At 55.7% G+C, this 18,992-nt stretch carries 16 protein-coding genes; 2 read left to right on the top strand and 14 right to left on the bottom strand.

The window, feature by feature from the left end; all coding sequences use genetic code 11:
• The first annotated feature begins 41 nt into the window (after positions 1–41).
• Together rbn and M8370_RS12325 are read left to right on the top strand one after the other, a co-directional pair.
• Positions 42–959, top strand: coding sequence for a ribonuclease BN (gene rbn, locus M8370_RS12330; RefSeq protein WP_250021120.1), 918 nt, complete (start codon positions 42–44; stop codon positions 957–959).
• Between the two features lie 64 nt (positions 960–1,023).
• Entirely contained in the window at positions 1,024–2,028 is a 1,005-nt protein-coding gene (locus M8370_RS12325; RefSeq protein WP_013098100.1) for a chemotaxis protein, read from the top strand.
• Positions 2,029–2,120: 92 nt separating this feature from the next.
• Here the strand turns inward: M8370_RS12325 and nuoN are convergent, their stop codons facing one another.
• From nuoN to lrhA, 14 genes are all read right to left on the bottom strand, one after another.
• Positions 2,121–3,578 (bottom strand): NADH-quinone oxidoreductase subunit NuoN, encoded by a 1,458-nt coding sequence (nuoN, locus tag M8370_RS12320; RefSeq protein ID WP_250021119.1) that lies wholly within the window; start codon positions 3,576–3,578, stop codon positions 2,121–2,123.
• Positions 3,579–3,584: 6 nt separating this feature from the next.
• Entirely contained in the window at positions 3,585–5,114 is a 1,530-nt protein-coding gene (gene nuoM / locus M8370_RS12315; protein ID WP_250021118.1) for an NADH-quinone oxidoreductase subunit M, read from the bottom strand.
• A 76-nt stretch (positions 5,115–5,190) separates the two neighbouring features.
• Positions 5,191–7,032, bottom strand: coding sequence for an NADH-quinone oxidoreductase subunit L (gene nuoL, locus M8370_RS12310; protein WP_014832758.1), 1,842 nt, complete (start codon positions 7,030–7,032; stop codon positions 5,191–5,193).
• Entirely contained in the window at positions 7,029–7,331 is a 303-nt protein-coding gene (nuoK, locus tag M8370_RS12305) for an NADH-quinone oxidoreductase subunit NuoK (RefSeq protein WP_003861496.1), read from the bottom strand. The genes nuoL and nuoK overlap by 4 nt, the downstream gene beginning before the upstream one ends.
• Positions 7,328–7,882 carry an NADH-quinone oxidoreductase subunit J gene (gene nuoJ / locus M8370_RS12300; protein WP_008500212.1) on the bottom strand — a complete coding sequence of 185 codons (555 nt, stop codon included), beginning with the start codon at positions 7,880–7,882 and terminating at the stop codon, positions 7,328–7,330. The genes nuoK and nuoJ overlap by 4 nt, the downstream gene beginning before the upstream one ends.
• A gap of 10 nt (positions 7,883–7,892) precedes the next feature.
• Positions 7,893–8,435: an NADH-quinone oxidoreductase subunit NuoI gene (gene nuoI, locus M8370_RS12295; RefSeq protein WP_003861491.1), complete on the bottom strand. Its 543-nt coding sequence runs from the start codon at positions 8,433–8,435 to the stop codon at positions 7,893–7,895.
• A 13-nt stretch (positions 8,436–8,448) separates the two neighbouring features.
• Positions 8,449–9,426 carry an NADH-quinone oxidoreductase subunit NuoH gene (nuoH, locus tag M8370_RS12290; protein WP_013098104.1) on the bottom strand — a complete coding sequence of 326 codons (978 nt, stop codon included), beginning with the start codon at positions 9,424–9,426 and terminating at the stop codon, positions 8,449–8,451.
• Positions 9,423–12,146: an NADH-quinone oxidoreductase subunit NuoG gene (gene nuoG / locus M8370_RS12285; protein ID WP_023621514.1), complete on the bottom strand. Its 2,724-nt coding sequence runs from the start codon at positions 12,144–12,146 to the stop codon at positions 9,423–9,425. The genes nuoH and nuoG overlap by 4 nt, the downstream gene beginning before the upstream one ends.
• A gap of 54 nt (positions 12,147–12,200) precedes the next feature.
• A complete protein-coding gene (nuoF, locus tag M8370_RS12280; protein WP_003861487.1) occupies positions 12,201–13,538 on the bottom strand; it encodes an NADH-quinone oxidoreductase subunit NuoF in 1,338 nt (445 codons plus the stop codon).
• A complete protein-coding gene (gene nuoE, locus M8370_RS12275; RefSeq protein WP_003861486.1) occupies positions 13,535–14,035 on the bottom strand; it encodes an NADH-quinone oxidoreductase subunit NuoE in 501 nt (166 codons plus the stop codon). The genes nuoF and nuoE overlap by 4 nt, the downstream gene beginning before the upstream one ends.
• Positions 14,036–14,037: 2 nt before the next feature.
• Entirely contained in the window at positions 14,038–15,840 is a 1,803-nt protein-coding gene (gene nuoC / locus M8370_RS12270; RefSeq protein ID WP_013098106.1) for an NADH-quinone oxidoreductase subunit C/D, read from the bottom strand.
• Between the two features lie 89 nt (positions 15,841–15,929).
• The gene (nuoB, locus tag M8370_RS12265; RefSeq protein ID WP_003861482.1) at positions 15,930–16,604 is read right to left on the bottom strand and encodes an NADH-quinone oxidoreductase subunit NuoB; all 675 of its coding nucleotides are present in this window, start codon (positions 16,602–16,604) and stop codon (positions 15,930–15,932) included.
• A gap of 15 nt (positions 16,605–16,619) precedes the next feature.
• The gene (gene nuoA / locus M8370_RS12260) at positions 16,620–17,060 is read right to left on the bottom strand and encodes an NADH-quinone oxidoreductase subunit NuoA (RefSeq protein ID WP_014171000.1); all 441 of its coding nucleotides are present in this window, start codon (positions 17,058–17,060) and stop codon (positions 16,620–16,622) included.
• Positions 17,061–17,690: 630 nt separating this feature from the next.
• Positions 17,691–18,629 (bottom strand): transcriptional regulator LrhA, encoded by a 939-nt coding sequence (gene lrhA, locus M8370_RS12255; protein WP_029881734.1) that lies wholly within the window; start codon positions 18,627–18,629, stop codon positions 17,691–17,693.
• Positions 18,630–18,992 lie beyond the last annotated feature (363 nt).

Below are 18,992 nucleotides of genomic sequence, written 5' to 3'. Positions count from 1 at the left end.
ATACTAAACCCTCCCCCATTCGGCAAAGGGCTGATTGCGTTATGGAACTGATTTTTCTGGGTACGTCCGCTGGCGTGCCAACACGCACACGAAACGTGACCGCGATCCTGCTGGATCTGCAGCACCCAACCCGTGGCGGACTGTGGCTGTTTGACTGTGGCGAAGGAACGCAGCATCAACTGTTACACACCGCTTATCATCCCGGTAAGCTGGATAAGATCTTTATCACGCATCTGCATGGCGATCACCTGTTTGGCCTGCCGGGCCTGCTGTGCAGCCGTTCGATGGCGGGTAATGCCAACCCGCTGACGATTTACGGGCCGGCGGGTACTGGTGAGTTTGTTGAAACCACGCTGCGCCTGAGCGGGTCGTGGACGGATTATCCGCTGGAGGTGATTGAGATAACCGAGGGGCTGGTTTTGGATGACGGGGACTATACCGTCACCGCCCGCCCGCTGAATCATCCGGTTGAGTGCTATGGCTACCGCATTGAAGCGCATGATAAGCCCGGCGCGCTCGACGCCGCTGCGCTGATTGCCGATGGTGTGAAGCCCGGACCGCTTTTCCAGCGACTGAAACAGGGCGAAACTGTTACGCTTGAGGACGGCCGCACGATTAATGGCCAGGACTATCTCGCACCACCGCAGCCAGGGAAAAAACTGGCGATTTTTGGCGATACCGCGCCCTGCCCTGCGGCCCTGCAACTGGCGCGAGAGGTGGATGTGATGGTGCACGAAGCCACGCTTGAAACGGCGATGGAAGAGAAAGCCAACAGCCGGGGTCACAGCTCCACGCGTCAGGCGGCGGCGCTTGCCCGTGAAGCGAACGTTGGAAAATTGATTGTCACCCATGTCAGCTCGCGCTATGACGCCCGCGGCTGTGAAAAACTGCTGGCAGAGTGCCGCGACGTGTTCCCGGCGTGTGAGCTGGCCAACGATTTCACTAAGGTCAGCGTTTAGTCCTTCATTTTTCTCTCAGGATGCCGATAACGATTAAAAGGGCAGCATTTCACTTGAGGGTAGAATGGATAATTTCCAGAAAGATATTGATGACAGGGCAAATCTCACCCTGTCGAATCGTTTTGAGCTGTTGCTGTTCCGTCTGGGCACGTCTCTGAATGAAAATAAATCCGAGCTGTTTGGCATTAACGTCTTTAAGCTGCGTGAAATTGTGCCGATGCCGGAGTTCACCAAACCCGCAGGGATGAAGTCTCCGCTGATGGGGATGGTGAATATCCGCGATCAGGTGATCCCGGTGATCGACCTGGCCGCCGTGGCGGGCTGTAAGCCGACGACGGGGCTCAACATCCTGCTGATCACCGAATATGCCCGCAGCGTGCAGGCGTTTGCGGTGGAATCGGTTGAGAACATCATGCGCCTTGACTGGAAGCAGGTTCACGCGGCGGAAACCGCCGTTAGCGGACGTTACATCACCAGTATCGCCTGTCTGGACGAAAAGACCGATACCAACGAGCTGGCGATGGTGCTGGACGTTGAGCAGATCCTGTATGACATCACGCCGGCCAACCACGATCTGCACGCCACGAATCTGCAGACCACTAAGTTCCACATCAAGCCTGGCGCTGTGGCGATTGTGGCGGAAGATTCCAAAGTCGCGCGCTCCATGCTGGAGAAGGGATTACAGGCTATGGAGATCCCGGCGCAGCTGCATATCACCGGTAAAGACGCATGGGAGAAAATTGGCGTGCTGGCCGCGCAGGCGCAGGCTGAAGGGGTGCCGATCACCGATAAAATTGCCCTGGTGCTGACCGACCTCGAAATGCCAGAGATGGACGGTTTCACGCTGACGCGCAAAATCAAAACCGACCCGCTGCTGAAAGATATTCCTGTTGTGATCCACTCTTCGCTTTCGGGCAACGCCAACGAAGATCATATTCGTAAAGTGAAGGCCGACGGCTACGTGGCGAAGTTTGAGCTGAACGAGCTGTCGTCGGTGATTGAAGAGGTGCTGGACCGTTCGATGAAGAAGATTGACGGGCCGTTGATTAGCAGGAAACAGCTGGCTTAAGTCTGGTGCGGGCTGGAGCCCTCACCCCGTCCCTCTCCCACAGGGAGAGGGCGAAAACCATAAAAAAACCCGCCGAGGCGGGTTTTTTGCTTTTACATCAGCGGCATTGCTCGCTGCACGATATCAATCAGCGGCTGCGGATAGATACCGAAGATCAGCACCAGCAGCGCGGAGATCAGCACCACAATACCACCGGCGCTGTACTGCCAGTTGCCTGGTGCGTCGCGGTTGAGCTGCTGAGGCGCGCTCAGGTACAGGCTCACGGCCACACGCAGATAGTAGTACAGACCGATTGCCGAGCCGATAACCACGCCCGCAGTCAGCCACCACAGGTGCGCCTGCACACCGACAGCCAGCACGTAGAACTTACCGATGAAGCCCAGCGTCATTGGGATACCCGCCAGAGAGAGCATCATCACGGTCATCACCGCAGACAGGATCGGACGGTGCCAGAACAGGCCACGGTAGGAGAACAGTGAATCTGCGTCCGGGCCACGGTACGGGCTGGACATCAGGCTCACCACGCCGAACGCGCCGAGGCTGCTGAACAGGTAACCGGCCAGGTAAACGCCTACGGTTTCCATCGACATCTCACCGCTCTGCAGCGCAATCAGTGCCACCAGCAGGTAGCCCAGATGAGAGATGGAGGAGTAACCCAGCAGACGTTTAATGTTGGTCTGGCTCAGCGCCATCAGGTTACCGAAGATGATGGAGACGAACGCGATAATCCCCAGCACCGTGCGAACTGCTTCGCTGTCACCTACCGGTGCGTACAGGAACAGGCGCATGACCACACCGAAGATAGCGATTTTGCTCGCCGTCGCCAGGAAGGTAGAAACCGGCGCCGGTGCGCCCTGGTAAACGTCCGGGGTCCACAGGTGGAACGGAACCAGAGAGAGTTTAAAGCCGAGGCCAACAATCATCATGCCCAGACCCGCCAGCAGCAGCGGCTCGTGCAGCATGCCGTCGCCGAGGCTCTTACCAAGCGCCATAAACGAAAGGTTACCGGTCTGCGCGTACAGCAGCGCAATACCAAACAACAGGAAGGACGAGGCAGCAGCAGACAGGATGGTGTACTTGATGCTCGCTTCAAGAGAACGCTTCTGACGGAAGGCGTAACCAATCAGGCCGAACAGCGGCAGAGAGATAAGCTCAATGCCGAGGAACAGCGCAGCAAGATGGTTTGCATTCGCCAGCAGAATGCCGCCGAGTGCGGCAATCAGTACCAGCAGGTAAAACTCTTCTTTGTTGTCGTTGTAGCCTTCGAGCCACGGATAGGCAAAGGTACAGGTCGCCAGGCTCGCCAGCAGAACCAGCCCCGTGTACAGCATGGCATAGCCGTCAACGCGCATCAGCGGGGTGACGTCCATCGCCCCGCTCTGGCCAACAAACCAGAGAGAGACTAACGCGGCGTTCAGTCCGATGACCGACAGCGTGGCATTCAGGAAGTGATTGCGTCGCCACGCAATGGAGAGCATCACAACCACCACCGTCAATCCGACGATCAGCAGCGGTAGCAGCGCGATCAGTTGTTGTGGAGTTATTGTCATGGCGAATTACGGCCTTGTAGTAGAAGCAGAATTAACAAACCACTGCTGGATATTACCCATCGCGGAGTGCGAGGTATCCAGAATCGGCTGCGGGAAGAAGCCCAGCAGCACCAGCAGTACGACCAGCAGCAGGATGATGAACAGCTCACGCAGCGACATCCCCGGCAGTTCTTGTGCAGCAATTTCGCTCTTCGCTTTACCGAAGTAAGCACGGTGCAGCATCGCCAGCGAGTAGACGGACGCGAATACCAGACCAAAGGTGGAGATGACGGTAATCATCGGTACCACTTTGAAGCTGCCGAACAGAATCATAAATTCGCCGACGAAGTTACCGGTACCTGGCATACCCAGGGTCGCCACCGCGAAGAACATAGACAGAGCCGGCAGCCACTTAATTTTACTCCACAGACCACCCATCATACGCATGTCACGGGTATGCAGACGTTCGTACAGCTGACCACAGAGGATGAAGAGACCGGCTGCGGACAGACCGTGTGCAATCATCTGGATCACCGCGCCCTGGTACGCCAGCTGGCTGCCGGTGTAGATAGCAATCAGCACGAAGCCCATGTGGGAAACGGAGGTGTACGCAATCAGACGTTTGATGTCGTACTGCGTGAACGCCATCCAGGCGCCGTAGAAGATACCAATCACACCCAGCCACATGGCAATCGGTGCGAACTCAGCGGACGCGTTCGGGAACAGTGGCAGCGCGAAACGCAGCAGACCGTAGGCTGCCGTTTTCAGCAAGATGCCCGCCAGGTCAACAGAACCTGCGGTTGGCGCCTGAGAGTGCGCATCTGGCAGCCAGCCGTGCAGCGGTACTACCGGCATTTTCACCGCGAAGGCGATGAAGAAGCCGAGCATCAGCAGGTATTCCACACCGTGAGACATCGGGGTCTTCAGCAGGTATTCATAGTTGAAGGTCCAGACACCGGTCGCATTGTGGTGCACAAACACCAGCGCCAGAATGGCAATCAGCATCACCAGACCACTCGCCTGGGTATAGATGAAGAACTTGGTGGCCGCCGTGATACGCGTTTTACCGTCGGACGCCTTATGGCCCCACAGCGCGATCAGGAAGTACATCGGCACCAGCATCATCTCCCAGAAGAAGAAGAACAGGAACATGTCGATGGCAAGGAACACGCCGATTACGCCGCCCAGGATCCACATCAGGTTCAGGTGGAAGAAGCCCTGGTATTTTTCGATTTCTCGCCAGGAGCAAAGTACCGCCAGGACGCCGAGCAGACCGGTCAGCACCACCATCAGCAGCGACAGACCGTCAATCGCCAGGTGGATCGTAATGCCGAAACGCGGGATCCAAGGCAGGATAAACTCAGACTGCCACTGCGGAATGCCCGCAGACTGGGTCAGGGAGTAGCCACCCTGCAACCAGAGTTGCAGACCAAGCGCGAGCGTCAATCCCATGGTGATCAGCGCGATCCAGCGCGGCATCTTCACGCCAAAGCGTTCAGTCTGCCAGCACAGGAAGCCGCCGATGAAGGGAATTAATATTAGCCAGGGTAGTAACATGGCGATTTACATTCCTTTTTAAGGCCCCCAGCAGGGGCCTGATTTTCAACGAATTCGAATAAAATTCACTTTACGATCAACGCAACACCATCAGCAGCGCCAGCACGACAACCGCACCGATGCTCATGGACGCCACATACCAGCGCAGGTAACCGTTCTCGCTGTACAGCAGGCCTTTACCTGCAAAGCGGGAGAGGATCGCCGGGATATTCATCAGGCTGTTCAGTGGGTCGCGCTTCAACAGCCACGCAATGCCCAGGAACGGCTTAACGAAGATCATGTCGTACAGCCAGTCGAAGCCCCACGCGTTGTACCACCAGGTGCCCAGCAGGCGGCCTGGCGCACTGTTGGCAACGGCAGTCACCAGCGTGCGTTTGCCCAGCCACAGCCATGCAGCAATCAGGATACCCGCGATAGCGACCACACCAGAGGTGATTTCAAGCGTCAGAACGCGACCGTGCTCAAGCTCGGTGGTGTCTGGCAGTACACCCTGCAGCGGCGGCACAATCATCGCGCCAACGAAGGTGGACAGGACCAGCAGCACAATCAGCGGCAGGTGGTGAGTAATCCCCTTCCCTGCATGAGCGTGAATTTGTTCTTTACCGTGGAATACGATGAAAATCATACGGAAGGTATACAGGGAGGTCATGAACGCACCGACCAGACCCGCAACCATCAGATTGATATGACCATTCGCCATGGCACCGGCAAGGATTTCGTCCTTACTGAAGAAGCCCGCGGTAATCAGCGGCAGTGCCGCCAGCGCCGCGCCGCCCACCAGGAAGCAGACATACACCAGCGGGATGGACTTACGCAGTCCGCCCATCTTGAAGATGTTCTGCTCGTGATGGCAGGCCAGGATCACGGAACCGGATGAGAGGAACAGCAGCGCTTTAAAGAACGCGTGCGTCATCAGGTGGAAAATCGCCGCGTCCCACGCCTGAACGCCCAGCGCCAGGAACATGTAGCCAATCTGGCTCATGGTGGAATAAGCAAGAACGCGTTTGATGTCGGTCTGCACCAGCGCGGCAAAGCCTGCCAGCACCAGCGTGACCGCACCAACGATACCCACCAGATGCAGAATTTCCGGGGTCATCAGGAACAGGCCATGGGTACGCGCAATCAGGTACACACCGGCGGTGACCATGGTCGCGGCGTGGATCAGCGCGGAGACAGGGGTTGGACCCGCCATCGCGTCGGCCAGCCATGTCTGCAACGGCAGCTGTGCAGATTTACCCACAGCACCACCCAGCAGCATCAGCGTTGCCCACCACAGCATGTTGTTGCCTGCGGCGAAGTGTGCAGGCGCCAGTTCCACCATTTCGCGGAAGTTCAGCGTGCCCAGTTCGTTGTAGAGAATGAACAGCGCGAACGCGAGGAAGACGTCACCCACACGGGTCACGACGAACGCTTTCATGGCCGCTGCGCCATTCTTCGGATCGGTGTAGTAGAACCCGATCAGCAGGTACGAACAGAGACCCACGCCTTCCCAGCCCAGATACATCAGCAGCAGGTTATCGGCCAGCACCAGAACCACCATGCTGGCGATAAACAGGTTGGTGTAGGCGAAGAAGCGGGAGTATCCCTCTTCACCGCGCATGTACCAGGAGGCGAACATATGGATCAGGAAGCCCACGCCGGTCACCACGGAGAGCATGGTCAGCGAGAGACCATCCAGCACCAGGTTAAAACCGATGTTGAAATCACCGACCGACATCCAGGTCCACAGCGGCACGCTGAAAGCCTGACGCCCGTTGTTGAAGAAATCGATACCCGCATACGCTGTTACCAGCGCAGCCAGACCGACAGAACCCATGCCGACGGTCGCAGACAGATTCTCAGACCAGCGGCCGCGAGAAAACGCCAGCAGCACGAAGCCAATCAGCGGAAAAATAATGGTTAAGGCAAGCATGTTCATCCACGCAACTCACTTACTGAATCGATGTTCAGGTTCTGGCGGCGACGATGGAGCTGCAGCAACAGCGCCAGGCCAATACTCGCTTCGGCAGCCGCGAGGCTGATGGCGAGAATGTACATCACCTGACCATCGGTCTGGCCCCAGTAGCTTCCGGCGACCACGAAGGCCAGCGCGGAGGCGTTAATCATGATTTCCAGACCGATCAGCATAAACAGCAGATTGCGGCGGATAACCAGACCGGTTAAGCCCAGAACGAATAAAATCGCAGCGAGGATCAGTCCATGTGTTAAGGGGATCATGCGCGTTCCTCCGTTTTTCTTTTCGCGCGGTCGTCAGTGCGGTTGCTCAGCACCTCACCAGCACGCTCTTCGCGGCCAACGTGGAAGGCAACAACCAGACCCGCTAGCAGCAGCATAGAGGCCAGTTCAACCGCCAGAACGTATGGGCCAAACAGCGTGATACCCACTTCTTTCGCGCCGATTGGCGTACCGTCGATGCCCTGGTCGTTCACGCCGAGAATGGCATAAACAATCACCACCAGCATGATGGCCGACAAAATTGCCGGGCCAATCCACACCTGCGGTTTTAACCACTGACGTTCCTGCTCAATTTCAGAGCCGCCCAGGTTCAGCATCATCACCACGAAGACGAACAGCACCATGATGGCACCGGCGTAAACGATGATTTCCAGCGCACCGGCAAAGTGCGCGCCGAGCGCAAAGAACACCCCGGAAATAGCCAGCAGCGAAATGATTAAGTACAGCAGCGCATGCACCGGATTGGTGTGCGTAATCACTCGTAGCGTAGCCAGGATGGCGATAAGGCCACAGATATAAAAAGCGAATTCCATTGCCCTCTCCTTACGGTAACAGGCTCTTGACGTCGATAGGCTTGGCTTCGTTCTCTGCTTCGCCCTTATCTTTGCCGTCGATTGCCATACCCGCCATCCGGTAGAAGTTATATTCCGGGTATTTGCCCGGACCGGAAATCAGCAGATCCTCTTTCTCGTACACCAGGTCCTGACGCTTGTACTCACCCAGTTCGAAGTCTGGGGTGAGCTGAATCGCCGTGGTTGGGCACGCTTCTTCACACAGACCACAGAAGATGCAGCGTGAGAAGTTGATGCGGAAGAACTCAGGGTACCAGCGGCCGTCTACCGTCTCTGCTTTCTGCAGAGAGATACAGCCTACCGGACACGCTACCGCACACAGGTTACAGGCAACGCAGCGCTCGGAGCCGTCCGGGTCGCGCGTCAGCACGATACGGCCACGGTAGCGCGGCGGCAGATATACCGGCTCTTCCGGGTACATCCGGGTTTCGCGTTTGGCAAACGCGTGCAGGCCGATCATCCAGATACTGCGTACCTGGGTACCAAAGCCTACCAGTAATTCTTTTAAGGTCATGGTCTATAGCCCCTTATGGCTGCTGCCAGAGAATGACAGCCGCCGTTACCAACAAGTTGACGAGCGTCAGCGGCAGGCACACTTTCCAGCCGAAGGACATTACCTGGTCATAACGCGGACGCGGTAACGCTGCGCGAATCAAAATGAACATCATCATGAAGAACGCGGTTTTCAGCGCGAACCAGATGAACGGCGGTAAGAACGGGCCATGCCAGCCACCAAAGAACAGCGTTACCATCAATGCGGAAATGGTGACGATACCGATGTACTCGCCCACGAAGAACAGACCGAATTTCATACCGGAATATTCAATGTGGTAACCGTCGGCCAGTTCCTGTTCGGCTTCTGGCTGGTCAAACGGGTGACGGTGACACACCGCCACGCCCGCGATAGCAAAGGTAACAAAACCAAAGAACTGCGGGATAACGTTCCAGATGTCGGCCTGGTTGTTAACGATGTCGGTCATGTTGAATGAACCGGCCTGCGCCACCACGCCCATCAGGGAGAGCCCCAGGAACACTTCGTAGCTCAGCGTCTGCGCGGAAGCACGCATCGCACCCAGCAGCGAGTATTTGTTGTTACTGGACCAGCCTGCGAACAGTACCGCGTAAACCGCGAGCCCTGCCATCATCAGGAAGAACAGAATGCCGATGTTCAGGTCAGCCACCACCCAGGTCGGGCTGACAGGAACGATAGCAAACGCCAGCAGCAGCGAGGTGAAGGCGATCATCGGTGCCAGCGTAAAGATCACGCGATCCGAGAAGCGTGGGATCCAGTCCTCTTTGAAGAACATCTTGATCATGTCCGCAACCAGCTGGAGTGATCCCCCCCAGCCAACGCGGTTTGGTCCATAACGGTTCTGGAACAGACCAAGCAGACGACGTTCACCAAAGCTCATGAACGCACCACAGGTGACCACCACCAGCAGAATGACAATCGCTTTCAGAATGCTCAGCAGGATGTCGATAAGATCCGGCGTTAACCAACTCATGCTTTTGCCTCCTGCAGGTTATCAAGACGCGCACCCGCCAATACCGGCGCGATGCCAGGCATACCCATCGGCAGACCGACCTGCCCTGCTGTCAGGCTTTCAGAGATAATCAGCGGCAGGCTGATGGTCTGGCCCTCGTAGCTAAAGGCAATGTTCGCACCCGCGTTCACGCCAAGCTTCGCGGCGTCTGCCGGGTTGAGCTTGATGTACGGCTGCGGCATACGCTGCTGGAATACCGGTGAACGCTGGGACAGCTCGTCGCTACCAAACAGATGGTAGTACGGCGCAATACGCCAGCTACCGTCCTGCGCCTGGAAGCTCGCCGGAACGGTGGTGAAGAAGTCCAGACCGGTTTCGGAGGCTTCAATCAGACGCACGCCCGGATCGCCGTGACGCAGTGAACCGCCCACTTCCGCCTGGAACTTGTTCCACGCCTGCGGGGAGTTCCAGCCCGGCGCCCATGCGAATGGGATCTGTGAACGCGGCGCAGACGGCTGGTTGTTCCCTTCCATGGAGAAGGCGAACATGGTGTCTTTATCCTGCGGCTGACGCGGTTCGTGCACGCTGATATTGGCACGCATCGCGGTACGGCCACTGTAACGGTGCGGTTCACGCGCCAGTTTCTGGCCGCGAATACGGAAGCTCGCTTCAGGCGCAGCATCTTTAATGCCCGCCAGCTGAGGCAGTTTTTCGACTACCGCATCGATAACGTGGTCGAGCTGCGTCCAGTCCACTTCACGGCTTTGCACGGTGCTGTGCAGGGAGTGCAGCCAGCGCCAGCTTTCCAGCATCACGGTGTTGCTGTCGTAGTACGCCGGGTCATAAACCTGGAAGAAACGCTGTGCGCGGCCTTCGTTGTTGATAACCGTACCGTCGCTTTCTGCGAAGCTTGCCGCAGAGAGCACCAGGTGCGCTTTATCCATAATCGCGGTGCGCTGATGGTCGATTACCATCACCAGCGGTGCTTTAGAGAGCGCAGCGTCAACGCGCGCGGCAGAGGCATGGCGATGCAGGTCATTTTCCAGCACCACAACGGCGTCAGCAGCACCGGACTCCAGTTCGCTTAACGCTTCTTCCAGCGAGCCGCCGCCAATCATACCCAGACCGATGCTGTTCACCGCACGGGCAATCATGGTGACACCAACGTCCGCACCGCGGCCTTTCAGGGCTTTGGCGACGTTCGCTGCAGCCTGAATGATCTCGGCGCTACCGGCGTTAGTCCCGGAGATAATCAGTGGTTTCTTCGCCCCCGCCAGCGCCTGAACAATCACGTCGACTTTGCTTTGCAGGTCACGATCCAGTTCAACGGCCGGAGAGTTATTGTCCAGCGCATGGGCAATGGCAAAGCCAAGACGCGCCTGATCTTCAACCGGCGCGCAGTAGGTCCACGCGGCGATATCATCCAGACGGGTGTTGTCGACGTTCGTCACAAACAGAGGATGCTTCGCGCGCTGGCCGATGTTGAGGATTGCCGCAATCTGCCAGTCAGCCACTTTCTGTGCCGCTGCCATTTCACGTGCTTTACCCTTCACCGCCTGGCGAACCGCCAGAGCCGCGCGAGCGCCGGTCTGCGTCAGATCTTCGCCCAGCACCAGAACCGCATCATACGATTCGATTTCGCGCAGCGCAGGGGTATGAATACCGCCTTCGCGCAGCACTTTCAGTACCAGCTGCAGACGTTCCTGCTCGCCCTGAGCGATACCGGTGTAGAAGTTTTCCGCCCCCACCAGCTCACGCAGCGCGAAGTTGCTTTCGATGCTGGCACGCGGGGAGCCGATACCGATCACTTTCTTCGACTGGCGCAGAATATCTGCCGCACCCTGCATCGCCTGTTCAGCGTTCAGGGTGATAAAGTCGTCGCCACGGCGCTGAACCGGCTGACGCGGACGGTCTTTCAGGTTCACATAGCCATAGCCGAAACGACCGCGGTCGCACAGGAAGTAATGGTTTACGGTACCGTTGTAACGGTTTTCGATACGACGCAGTTCGCCGTAGCGCTCACCCGGGCTGGTGTTACAGCCCAGCGAACACTGCTGGCAGATGCTTGGTGCAAACTGCATGTCCCACTTACGGTTGTAACGCTCGGAGTGAGTTTTATCGGTGAATACGCCGGTCGGACAGATTTCTACCAGGTTACCGGAGAATTCGCTCTCAAGCGTACCGTCTTCCGGACGACCGAAGTAGACGTTGTCATGTGCGCCATACACGCCCAGATCCTGACCGTCTGCGTAATCTTTGTAGTAACGCACGCAGCGGTAGCAGGCGATGCAGCGGTTCATTTCGTGAGAGATGAACGGCCCCAGGTCCTGGTTACGGTGCGTACGTTTAGTAAAGCGATAGCGACGGAAGCTGTGACCGGTCATTACGGTCATATCCTGAAGGTGGCAGTTACCGCCCTCTTCACAGACCGGGCAGTCGTGCGGGTGGTTGGTCATCAACCATTCCACAACGCTTTCGCGGAACTGTTTTGCTTCTTCGTCATCAATCGAAATAAAGGTGCCTTCGGTGGCTGGCGTCATACAGGACATCACCAGGCGACCACGCGTGTCTTCCGCGTTTTGATATTGCTTCACCGCACACTGGCGGCAAGCACCGACGCTGCCCAGCGCCGGATGCCAGCAAAAGTACGGAATATCGAGGCCAAGAGACAGACAAGCTTCCAGCAGGTTGTCCGCCCCGTTGACTTCGTATTCTTTGCCGTCTACATGAATCGTAGCCATTAGCATGCTTCCAGTTGTCTCGAATTGCTTCGAGCGTTAATCAAAATTCTGTTTTTACCAGCGTGCTTTCAGCAGGTTCGGCTGAATACCATTGATTGAATGGGTATTGCTGAACGGCTGCTTGATGCCTGCTTCGAATTCGTCGCGGAAATATTTAATCGCGCTCTGCAGCGGCTCGACGGCACCCGGTGCGTGGGCACAGAAGGTTTTGCCCGGCCCTAAGAATCGACACAGTTGCTCAAGTGTCTCGATATCACCAGGCTGGCCTTCGCCGCGTTCGATAGCACGCAGGATCTTCACGCTCCACGGCAGACCGTCACGGCACGGTGTACACCAGCCGCAGGACTCACGGGCGAAGAACTCTTCCAGGTTACGCACCAGCGAGACCATGCCGATCTCGTGGTCGACGGCCATCGCCAGCGCCGTACCCAGACGGCTGCCTGCTTTACCAATGCTTTCGAATTCCATCGGCAGGTCAAGGTGGGCTTCGGTCAGGAAGTCTGTCCCTGCCCCACCCGGCTGCCAGGCTTTGAATTTCAGGCCATCGCGCATGCCACCGGCGTAGTCTTCAAGAATTTCGCGGGCGGTGGTACCGAACGGCAGTTCCCAGACGCCAGGGTTTTTCACGCGGCCGGAGAAGCCCATCAGCTTGGTACCGGCATCTTTGCTTGAGGAGATGCCCTGATACCACTCCACGCCGTTGGCGAGGATAGCCGGAACGTTACACAGGGTTTCGACGTTGTTCACACAGGTCGGTTTACCCCACACACCGGAGCTTGCCGGGAACGGCGGCTTGGAACGCGGGTTCGCACGGCGGCCTTCCAGGGAGTTAATCAGCGCGGTCTCTTCACCGCAGATATAACGCCCTGCACCGGTGTGCACGAACAGCTCGAAGTCAAACCCGGTGCCGAGAATGTTTTTGCCAAGCAGGCCCGCTTCGGTCGCTTCGGCAATCGCGCGACGCAGGTTTTCCGCCGCTTCGATGTACTCACCGCGCAGGAAGATGTAACCACGGTACGCTTTCAGCGCGAACGCGGAGATCAACATGCCTTCCACCAGCAGGTGCGGCAGTTGCTCCATCAGCAGACGGTCTTTATAGGTACCCGGCTCCATTTCATCCGCGTTACACAGCAGGTAACGGATGTTCATGGATTCATCTTTTGGCATCAGGCTCCACTTCAGACCGGTGGAGAAGCCCGCGCCGCCGCGGCCTTTCAGACCCGACTCTTTCACCGCATTAACGATGTCGTCCGGCGCCATGCCGCCCAGGGCTTTACGCGCCCCGGCATAGCCGTTTTTGCTCTGGTATTCGTCGAGCCATACCGGCTGTTTGTCATCACGCAGACGCCAGGTCAGCGGATGCGTCTCAGCAGTACGAATTACAGTTTTCATTTGTACTGCTCCAGCAGGTCAGGAATGGCTTCCGGCGTCAGATGGCTGTGAGTATCCTCATCAATCATCATGGTCGGCCCCTTGTCGCAGTTACCCAGGCAGCAGGTTGGCAGCAGAGTAAAGCGACCATCGAACGTGGTCTGGCCCGGCTTGATATTGAGTTTTTTCTCAATCGCAGCCTGAATGCCCTGATAACCGGTAATGTGGCAAACAACGCTGTCACAGTAGCGGATCACATGGCGGCCCACCGGCTGACGGAAGATCTGGCTGTAGAACGTGGCTACGCCTTCTACGTCACTGGCCGGGATACCCAGCACTTCTGCGATCGCATAGATCGCCCCATCCGGCACCCAACCACGCTGTTTCTGTACGATTTTCAGCGCTTCAATGGACGCCGCACGCGGGTCTTCGTAGTGGTGCATCTCGTGCTCAATGGCGGCACGCTCTGCTTCACTCAGCTCAAAAGCCTCGGTTTGTGGTTGTTGATTCTCGTGCATAATTAGCGGTCCACATCTGACATAACAAAATCGATACTACCCAGATACACAATCAGGTCGGAGACCAGACTGCCGCGGATGGCGGACGGGATCTGCTGCAGGTGCGCAAAGCTCGGCGTACGCACGCGGGTACGGTAGCTCATGGTGCTGCCGTCACTGGTCAGGTAGTAACTGTTAATACCCTTGGTCGCTTCGATCATCTGGAAGGATTCTTGTGCCGGCATGACCGGGCCCCAGGAAACCTGCAGGAAGTGGGTGATCAGGGTTTCGATATGTTGCAGCGTGCGCTCTTTCGGTGGCGGCGTCGTCAGCGGGTGATCCGCCTTGAACGGGCCTTCCGGCATGTTGTTGAGGCACTGCTCAAGGATGCGCAGACTCTGGCGCAGCTCTTCTACTTTCAGCATCACGCGGGTATAGCAGTCGGAAACACCGCCGCCAACCGGGACTTCAAAGTCGAAGTTCTCATAGCCAGAGTAAGGACGCGCTTTACGCACGTCGAAATCAATACCGGTCGCACGCAGGCCAGCACCGGTGGTCCCCCACTCCAGCGCCTCTTTCGCGCCGTAGGCAGCAACGCCCTGGGAACGGCCTTTCAGGATGGAGTTACGCAGCGCGGCTTTCTCATACGAGGCCAGACGTTTCGGCATCCAGTCAAGGAATTCACGCAGCAGACGGTCCCAGCCTCGCGGCAGATCGTGTGCCACACCGCCGATACGGAACCAGGCCGGGTGCATACGGAAACCGGTAATCGCTTCCACCAGATCGTAAATTTTCTGACGGTCAGTAAAGGCGAAGAAGACCGGGGTCATCGCGCCAACGTCCTGAATGAACGTGGAGATGTACAGCAGATGGCTGTTAATACGGAACAGTTCTGACAGCATAACGCGAATCACGTTAACGCGATCCGGCACGGTGATGCCTGCCAGTTTCTCAACGGCCAGCACGTAAGGCATTTCGTTTACGCAGCCGCCGAGGTACTCGATACGGTCGGTATACGGAATGTAGCTGTGCCAGGACTGACGCTCGCCCATTTTCTCAGCACCACGGTGGTGGTAACCGATATCCGGAACGCAGTCGACAATCTCTTCGCCATCAAGCTGAAGAATAATACGGAATGCACCGTGCGCAGACGGGTGGTTTGGACCGAGGTTGAGGAACATGAAGTCCTCGTTTTCGGTACCACGCTTCATGCCCCAGTCTTCCGGCTTGAAGGTCAGCGCTTCCATCTCCAGATCCTGCTTGGCTTTGGTCAGCTCAAACGGATCGAATTCAGTCGCACGTGCCGGGTAGTCTTTACGCAGCGGGTGGCCGGTCCAGGTCTGCGGCATCATGATGCGCGTCAGATGCGGGTGGCCGTCGAAGGTCATACCGAACATTTCCCAGGTTTCACGCTCGTACCAGTTGGCGTTCGGGAAAAGTTTGGTGAGCGTCGGCAGATGCATGTCGTTTTCAGACAATGCCACCTTGAGCATGATATCCGTATTGCGGTCTATTGAGATCAGGTGGTAGAAAACGGAAAAATCCGCAGCAGGGAGACCCTGGCGGTGCGTGCGCAGACGTTCATCCATGCCGTGTAAGTCAAACAGCATGACGTAAGGTTTTGGCAATTTCTTGAGGAAATCGACAACTTCCAGCAATTGTTCACGCTTCACCCAAACAACGGGTACCCCGGTGCGGGTCGCCTGAACAGTAAAGGCATCCGGCCCAAAACGGTTGCGCAGTTCGCCAATGACGGGGTCATCCAAATGATCCCGGGTCTGCCAGGCGGCTTCTTGCGCGGTTAAGTCGGTCATATTGTTCACCATTGCAAATGGTCCGTGGTGACTGTTAAGCCTGGCTTCGCGCTATTTGAGTAGTGATATGCGAAGGTGTTCTCCAGGCCCACAGGCGCAAATTAAATTTCGTCAGGCGTACGCAGGTTGGTGACGGCAATACGTTCACCACGTTTACGCTCGCGCTCAGACTGCATGTTCGCGCGATAGACACCCTGATCGCCAACAACCCACGACAGCGGGCGGCGTTCTTTACCGATAGACTCCTGCAGCAGCATCAGCGCTTGCATGTAAGCTTCCGGACGTGGCGGGCAACCCGGGATGTATACATCCACTGGAATAAACTTATCTACGCCCTGCACAACGGAATAAATGTCGTACATACCGCCAGAGTTTGCACATGCGCCCATGGAGATAACCCATTTTGGCTCCAGCATCTGGTCATAAAGACGCTGAATAACCGGTGCCATCTTGGTAAAGCACGTACCGGCCACCACCATCAGGTCAGCCTGACGTGGGGATGCACGCAGTACCTCTGCCCCAAAACGCGCAACGTCATGCACCGCAGTGAATGACGTCACCATTTCAACGTAGCAGCAGGAAAGGCCAAAGTTGTATGGCCAGATGGAGTTCTTACGACCCCAGTTGACCATATCGTGCATGGCATGTTCGAGCTTGCCCATGTACACGCTTTTATTGACTTCTTGCTCCAGGGGGTCGGTTACGATCTCCTGTTTTTGCAGGGGGTAACGGTCATTCTCACCGTTAGGATCTATGCGGGTGAGCGTATAATCCATCTTATTGCCTCGCTGTTACTGCTGACGATTAGAGATACTGTTTTCCGGGTTGATGTGTTCACGACGTGAACGCGCAGGCGTCCAGTCAAGCGCGCCAATACGCACCAGATAAACCAGACCGGCCAGTAGCACTAAAATGAAAATTGCGGCCTCGACAAAGCCTACCCAACCACTTTCGCGGATGGAGGTCGACCATGCGAAAAGGTAAAGCGCTTCCACGTCAAAGATGACGAAGAACATGGCTACCAGATAGAACTTGGCAGACAGGCGTAAGCGAGCGGAACCTACTGAATCAATACCTGATTCGAAAGGGGTGTTTTTGTGCCTTGCGCGGGCGCGACCGCCCAGGAACCAGCCGCCGACTAACATCAGGCAGCACAGGCCAATGGCTACAATAAGAAAGATTGCGAATGCCCAGTGATGAGCGATGACTTCTGTGGATGTTGACATACTCATTGCTTACTCATCAAAAGTGATACCAACGACACTGCTCTTGCTGGCAGATGGGCATCACATCGATTCATGGGGAGGAACAAATAACCTTACACTAACTGTCAGAAATGAGACGTAGACAGCAAAATGATGGGGTTTTTTACTCCTTTCTATAACCTATTGTCAACTTTAACAAAGGTTTCTTCACATTAAATTACATCGAGCGATTCTCATTAACATTTGGTGCCCTTTAACCCTGGTGGTTACCTGACTTTTCGTCAAATGCATGTTGTTGAATCGTGTCCGTTTTGGAAGTAAAAAAAATAACCCTCCTATTTTGACAGGATTTGCCAACGATTCCTCCCCCTAAATGGGAGTATTTTCTTGATCTGAGACACGCTTTTGTTAATTCAACCAGTAAAACGGCAACATCTTTCCTGTTTTATTAACATGCCGGGCGCGGGAAGGAAGTGAGAAAAGAATTTGTTCAGACTTTAATCAACTGTATTTTACTCATTGATAATTAAGAACTCTTTTCATTTCACTCACTTTAGCGGAGAGAATTTGTGCAAAAAAAAAGCCACTCCATGCGAAAATCGCGCGAGTGGCATTTTTTTACACTTACATTTTGTTACCAGAATTTTGAGCTCTCGATCACTCAAAGTCACCTTCAACGATCAGGGAGTCATCCCCCCCTTCGTGGGTAACATGCTCGAACTGCCACGGGTTATGGTAGTTCTCCATTGCTTCGAACACCACTTTCGCCAGCTCGTTGTTACTGGACGTGTTGTGGCACAGCAGATACTCCGTATCCGGCAGCGGAGGGAGTCCATCGGATTTTCCCAGCACCCGCAGATCCGGGCTCATCATCTCCACCGGACGCGCCGTTACGCCAAGGCCGGCTTTGACCGCTGCGCGAACGGCAGGCAATGTGGAGGCCACATACGCCAGTCGCCACGGAATGTTGGCCTCGTTGAGCGCCGCCAGCACCATATCGCGGAATGGGCTCGGATCGTCCAGTAAGACCAGAGGAACCGGCTCGCCTTGCTGAAGCACATATTCCGCCGCGCAATACCAGTGCGTAGGAGACGTTCGCAGCGTCAGGCAATTAAATTGGCCGGGACGATGCGTGGTGACCACGAGGTCAACCTCGTTCTCTTTTAACATCTCAATCATAAAAGCATTACGCTTCACGCTAACATCCAGCGCAAGCTTCGGATAAACCGAACTGATTCGATTAAGAAGGAACGGCAATATAGTATCCGCTGACTCATCAGATGCACCTAACGTTAGCACACCCTGAAGGTTGCTAAACATTAATGACATACATGCTTCGTCATTAAAACGAAGTATTTTCCTGGCATAACCCAGTAGCTGAATACCGTGTTCCGTTAAGAGCTTATTACGGCCATGACGGGCAAAAAGCTCTTTACCAACCAGTTGTTCCAGACGCTGCATTTGCTGACTGACGGCGGACTGGGTTCGGCAAACTGCGGCAGCAGCTGCTGCAAAAGTGTTGAGGTCTGCGACCGCAACAAACGTTCTCAGCAGATCGAGGTCGAGATTCATTATCGGACGATTTGCATTTATCATATCTATTCACTTTCAGGTTGCTCGTGCGGAGCTGCCCGGGTTGAAGCTGTGTGTAACAGTTAAGCAATTCCTTCTGGAGTTTTCCCTCGCATCCCGGCCCGGCAGACTGCCTGACAGATAGTTATTGTGCTGCTTTAGTGTATATATCAACAGTCAGAAAGCACGTTTCATGACGTTATTTTTATTCTCTTAAACGTTCAGGATATTTAGATGATCGCAGGTTAATGTAAATTACATTAAAGGTATGACACCTTTTCTGCCATCTTTATCGCAGCGCTGTCAACGTTGCAGGTTGTGCTTTGCACACGCCAGCCAGAGATAACTCCAACAATAACAATCAATTAATTCAGAAAATCAGGGCAA

This window comes from Enterobacter cloacae complex sp. OE43NF, from assembly GCF_023544405.1.
In the GTDB taxonomy this organism is placed as follows: Bacteria; Pseudomonadota; Gammaproteobacteria; order Enterobacterales; family Enterobacteriaceae; genus Enterobacter; species Enterobacter cloacae.
Note: the sequence above shows the minus strand (reverse complement) of the source record. Positions and strands in the feature narration are given on the sequence as shown.

What these genes read in the sequence shown, in the direction of transcription:
- rbn (WP_250021120.1), top strand. Translation starts at nt 42, where the DNA reads ATGGAACTGATTTTTCTGGGTACGTCCGCTGGCGTGCCAACACGCACA.
- M8370_RS12325 (WP_013098100.1), top strand. Translation starts at nt 1,024, where the DNA reads ATGGATAATTTCCAGAAAGATATTGATGACAGGGCAAATCTCACCCTG.
- nuoN (WP_250021119.1), bottom strand. Translation starts at nt 3,578, where the DNA reads ATGACAATAACTCCACAACAACTGATCGCGCTGCTACCGCTGCTGATC.
- nuoM (WP_250021118.1), bottom strand. Translation starts at nt 5,114, where the DNA reads ATGTTACTACCCTGGCTAATATTAATTCCCTTCATCGGCGGCTTCCTG.
- nuoL (WP_014832758.1), bottom strand. Translation starts at nt 7,032, where the DNA reads ATGAACATGCTTGCCTTAACCATTATTTTTCCGCTGATTGGCTTCGTG.
- nuoK (WP_003861496.1), bottom strand. Translation starts at nt 7,331, where the DNA reads ATGATCCCCTTAACACATGGACTGATCCTCGCTGCGATTTTATTCGTT.
- nuoJ (WP_008500212.1), bottom strand. Translation starts at nt 7,882, where the DNA reads ATGGAATTCGCTTTTTATATCTGTGGCCTTATCGCCATCCTGGCTACG.
- nuoI (WP_003861491.1), bottom strand. Translation starts at nt 8,435, where the DNA reads ATGACCTTAAAAGAATTACTGGTAGGCTTTGGTACCCAGGTACGCAGT.
- nuoH (WP_013098104.1), bottom strand. Translation starts at nt 9,426, where the DNA reads ATGAGTTGGTTAACGCCGGATCTTATCGACATCCTGCTGAGCATTCTG.
- nuoG (WP_023621514.1), bottom strand. Translation starts at nt 12,146, where the DNA reads ATGGCTACGATTCATGTAGACGGCAAAGAATACGAAGTCAACGGGGCG.
- nuoF (WP_003861487.1), bottom strand. Translation starts at nt 13,538, where the DNA reads ATGAAAACTGTAATTCGTACTGCTGAGACGCATCCGCTGACCTGGCGT.
- nuoE (WP_003861486.1), bottom strand. Translation starts at nt 14,035, where the DNA reads ATGCACGAGAATCAACAACCACAAACCGAGGCTTTTGAGCTGAGTGAA.
- nuoC (WP_013098106.1), bottom strand. Translation starts at nt 15,840, where the DNA reads ATGGTGAACAATATGACCGACTTAACCGCGCAAGAAGCCGCCTGGCAG.
- nuoB (WP_003861482.1), bottom strand. Translation starts at nt 16,604, where the DNA reads ATGGATTATACGCTCACCCGCATAGATCCTAACGGTGAGAATGACCGT.
- nuoA (WP_014171000.1), bottom strand. Translation starts at nt 17,060, where the DNA reads ATGAGTATGTCAACATCCACAGAAGTCATCGCTCATCACTGGGCATTC.
- lrhA (WP_029881734.1), bottom strand. Translation starts at nt 18,629, where the DNA reads ATGATAAATGCAAATCGTCCGATAATGAATCTCGACCTCGATCTGCTG.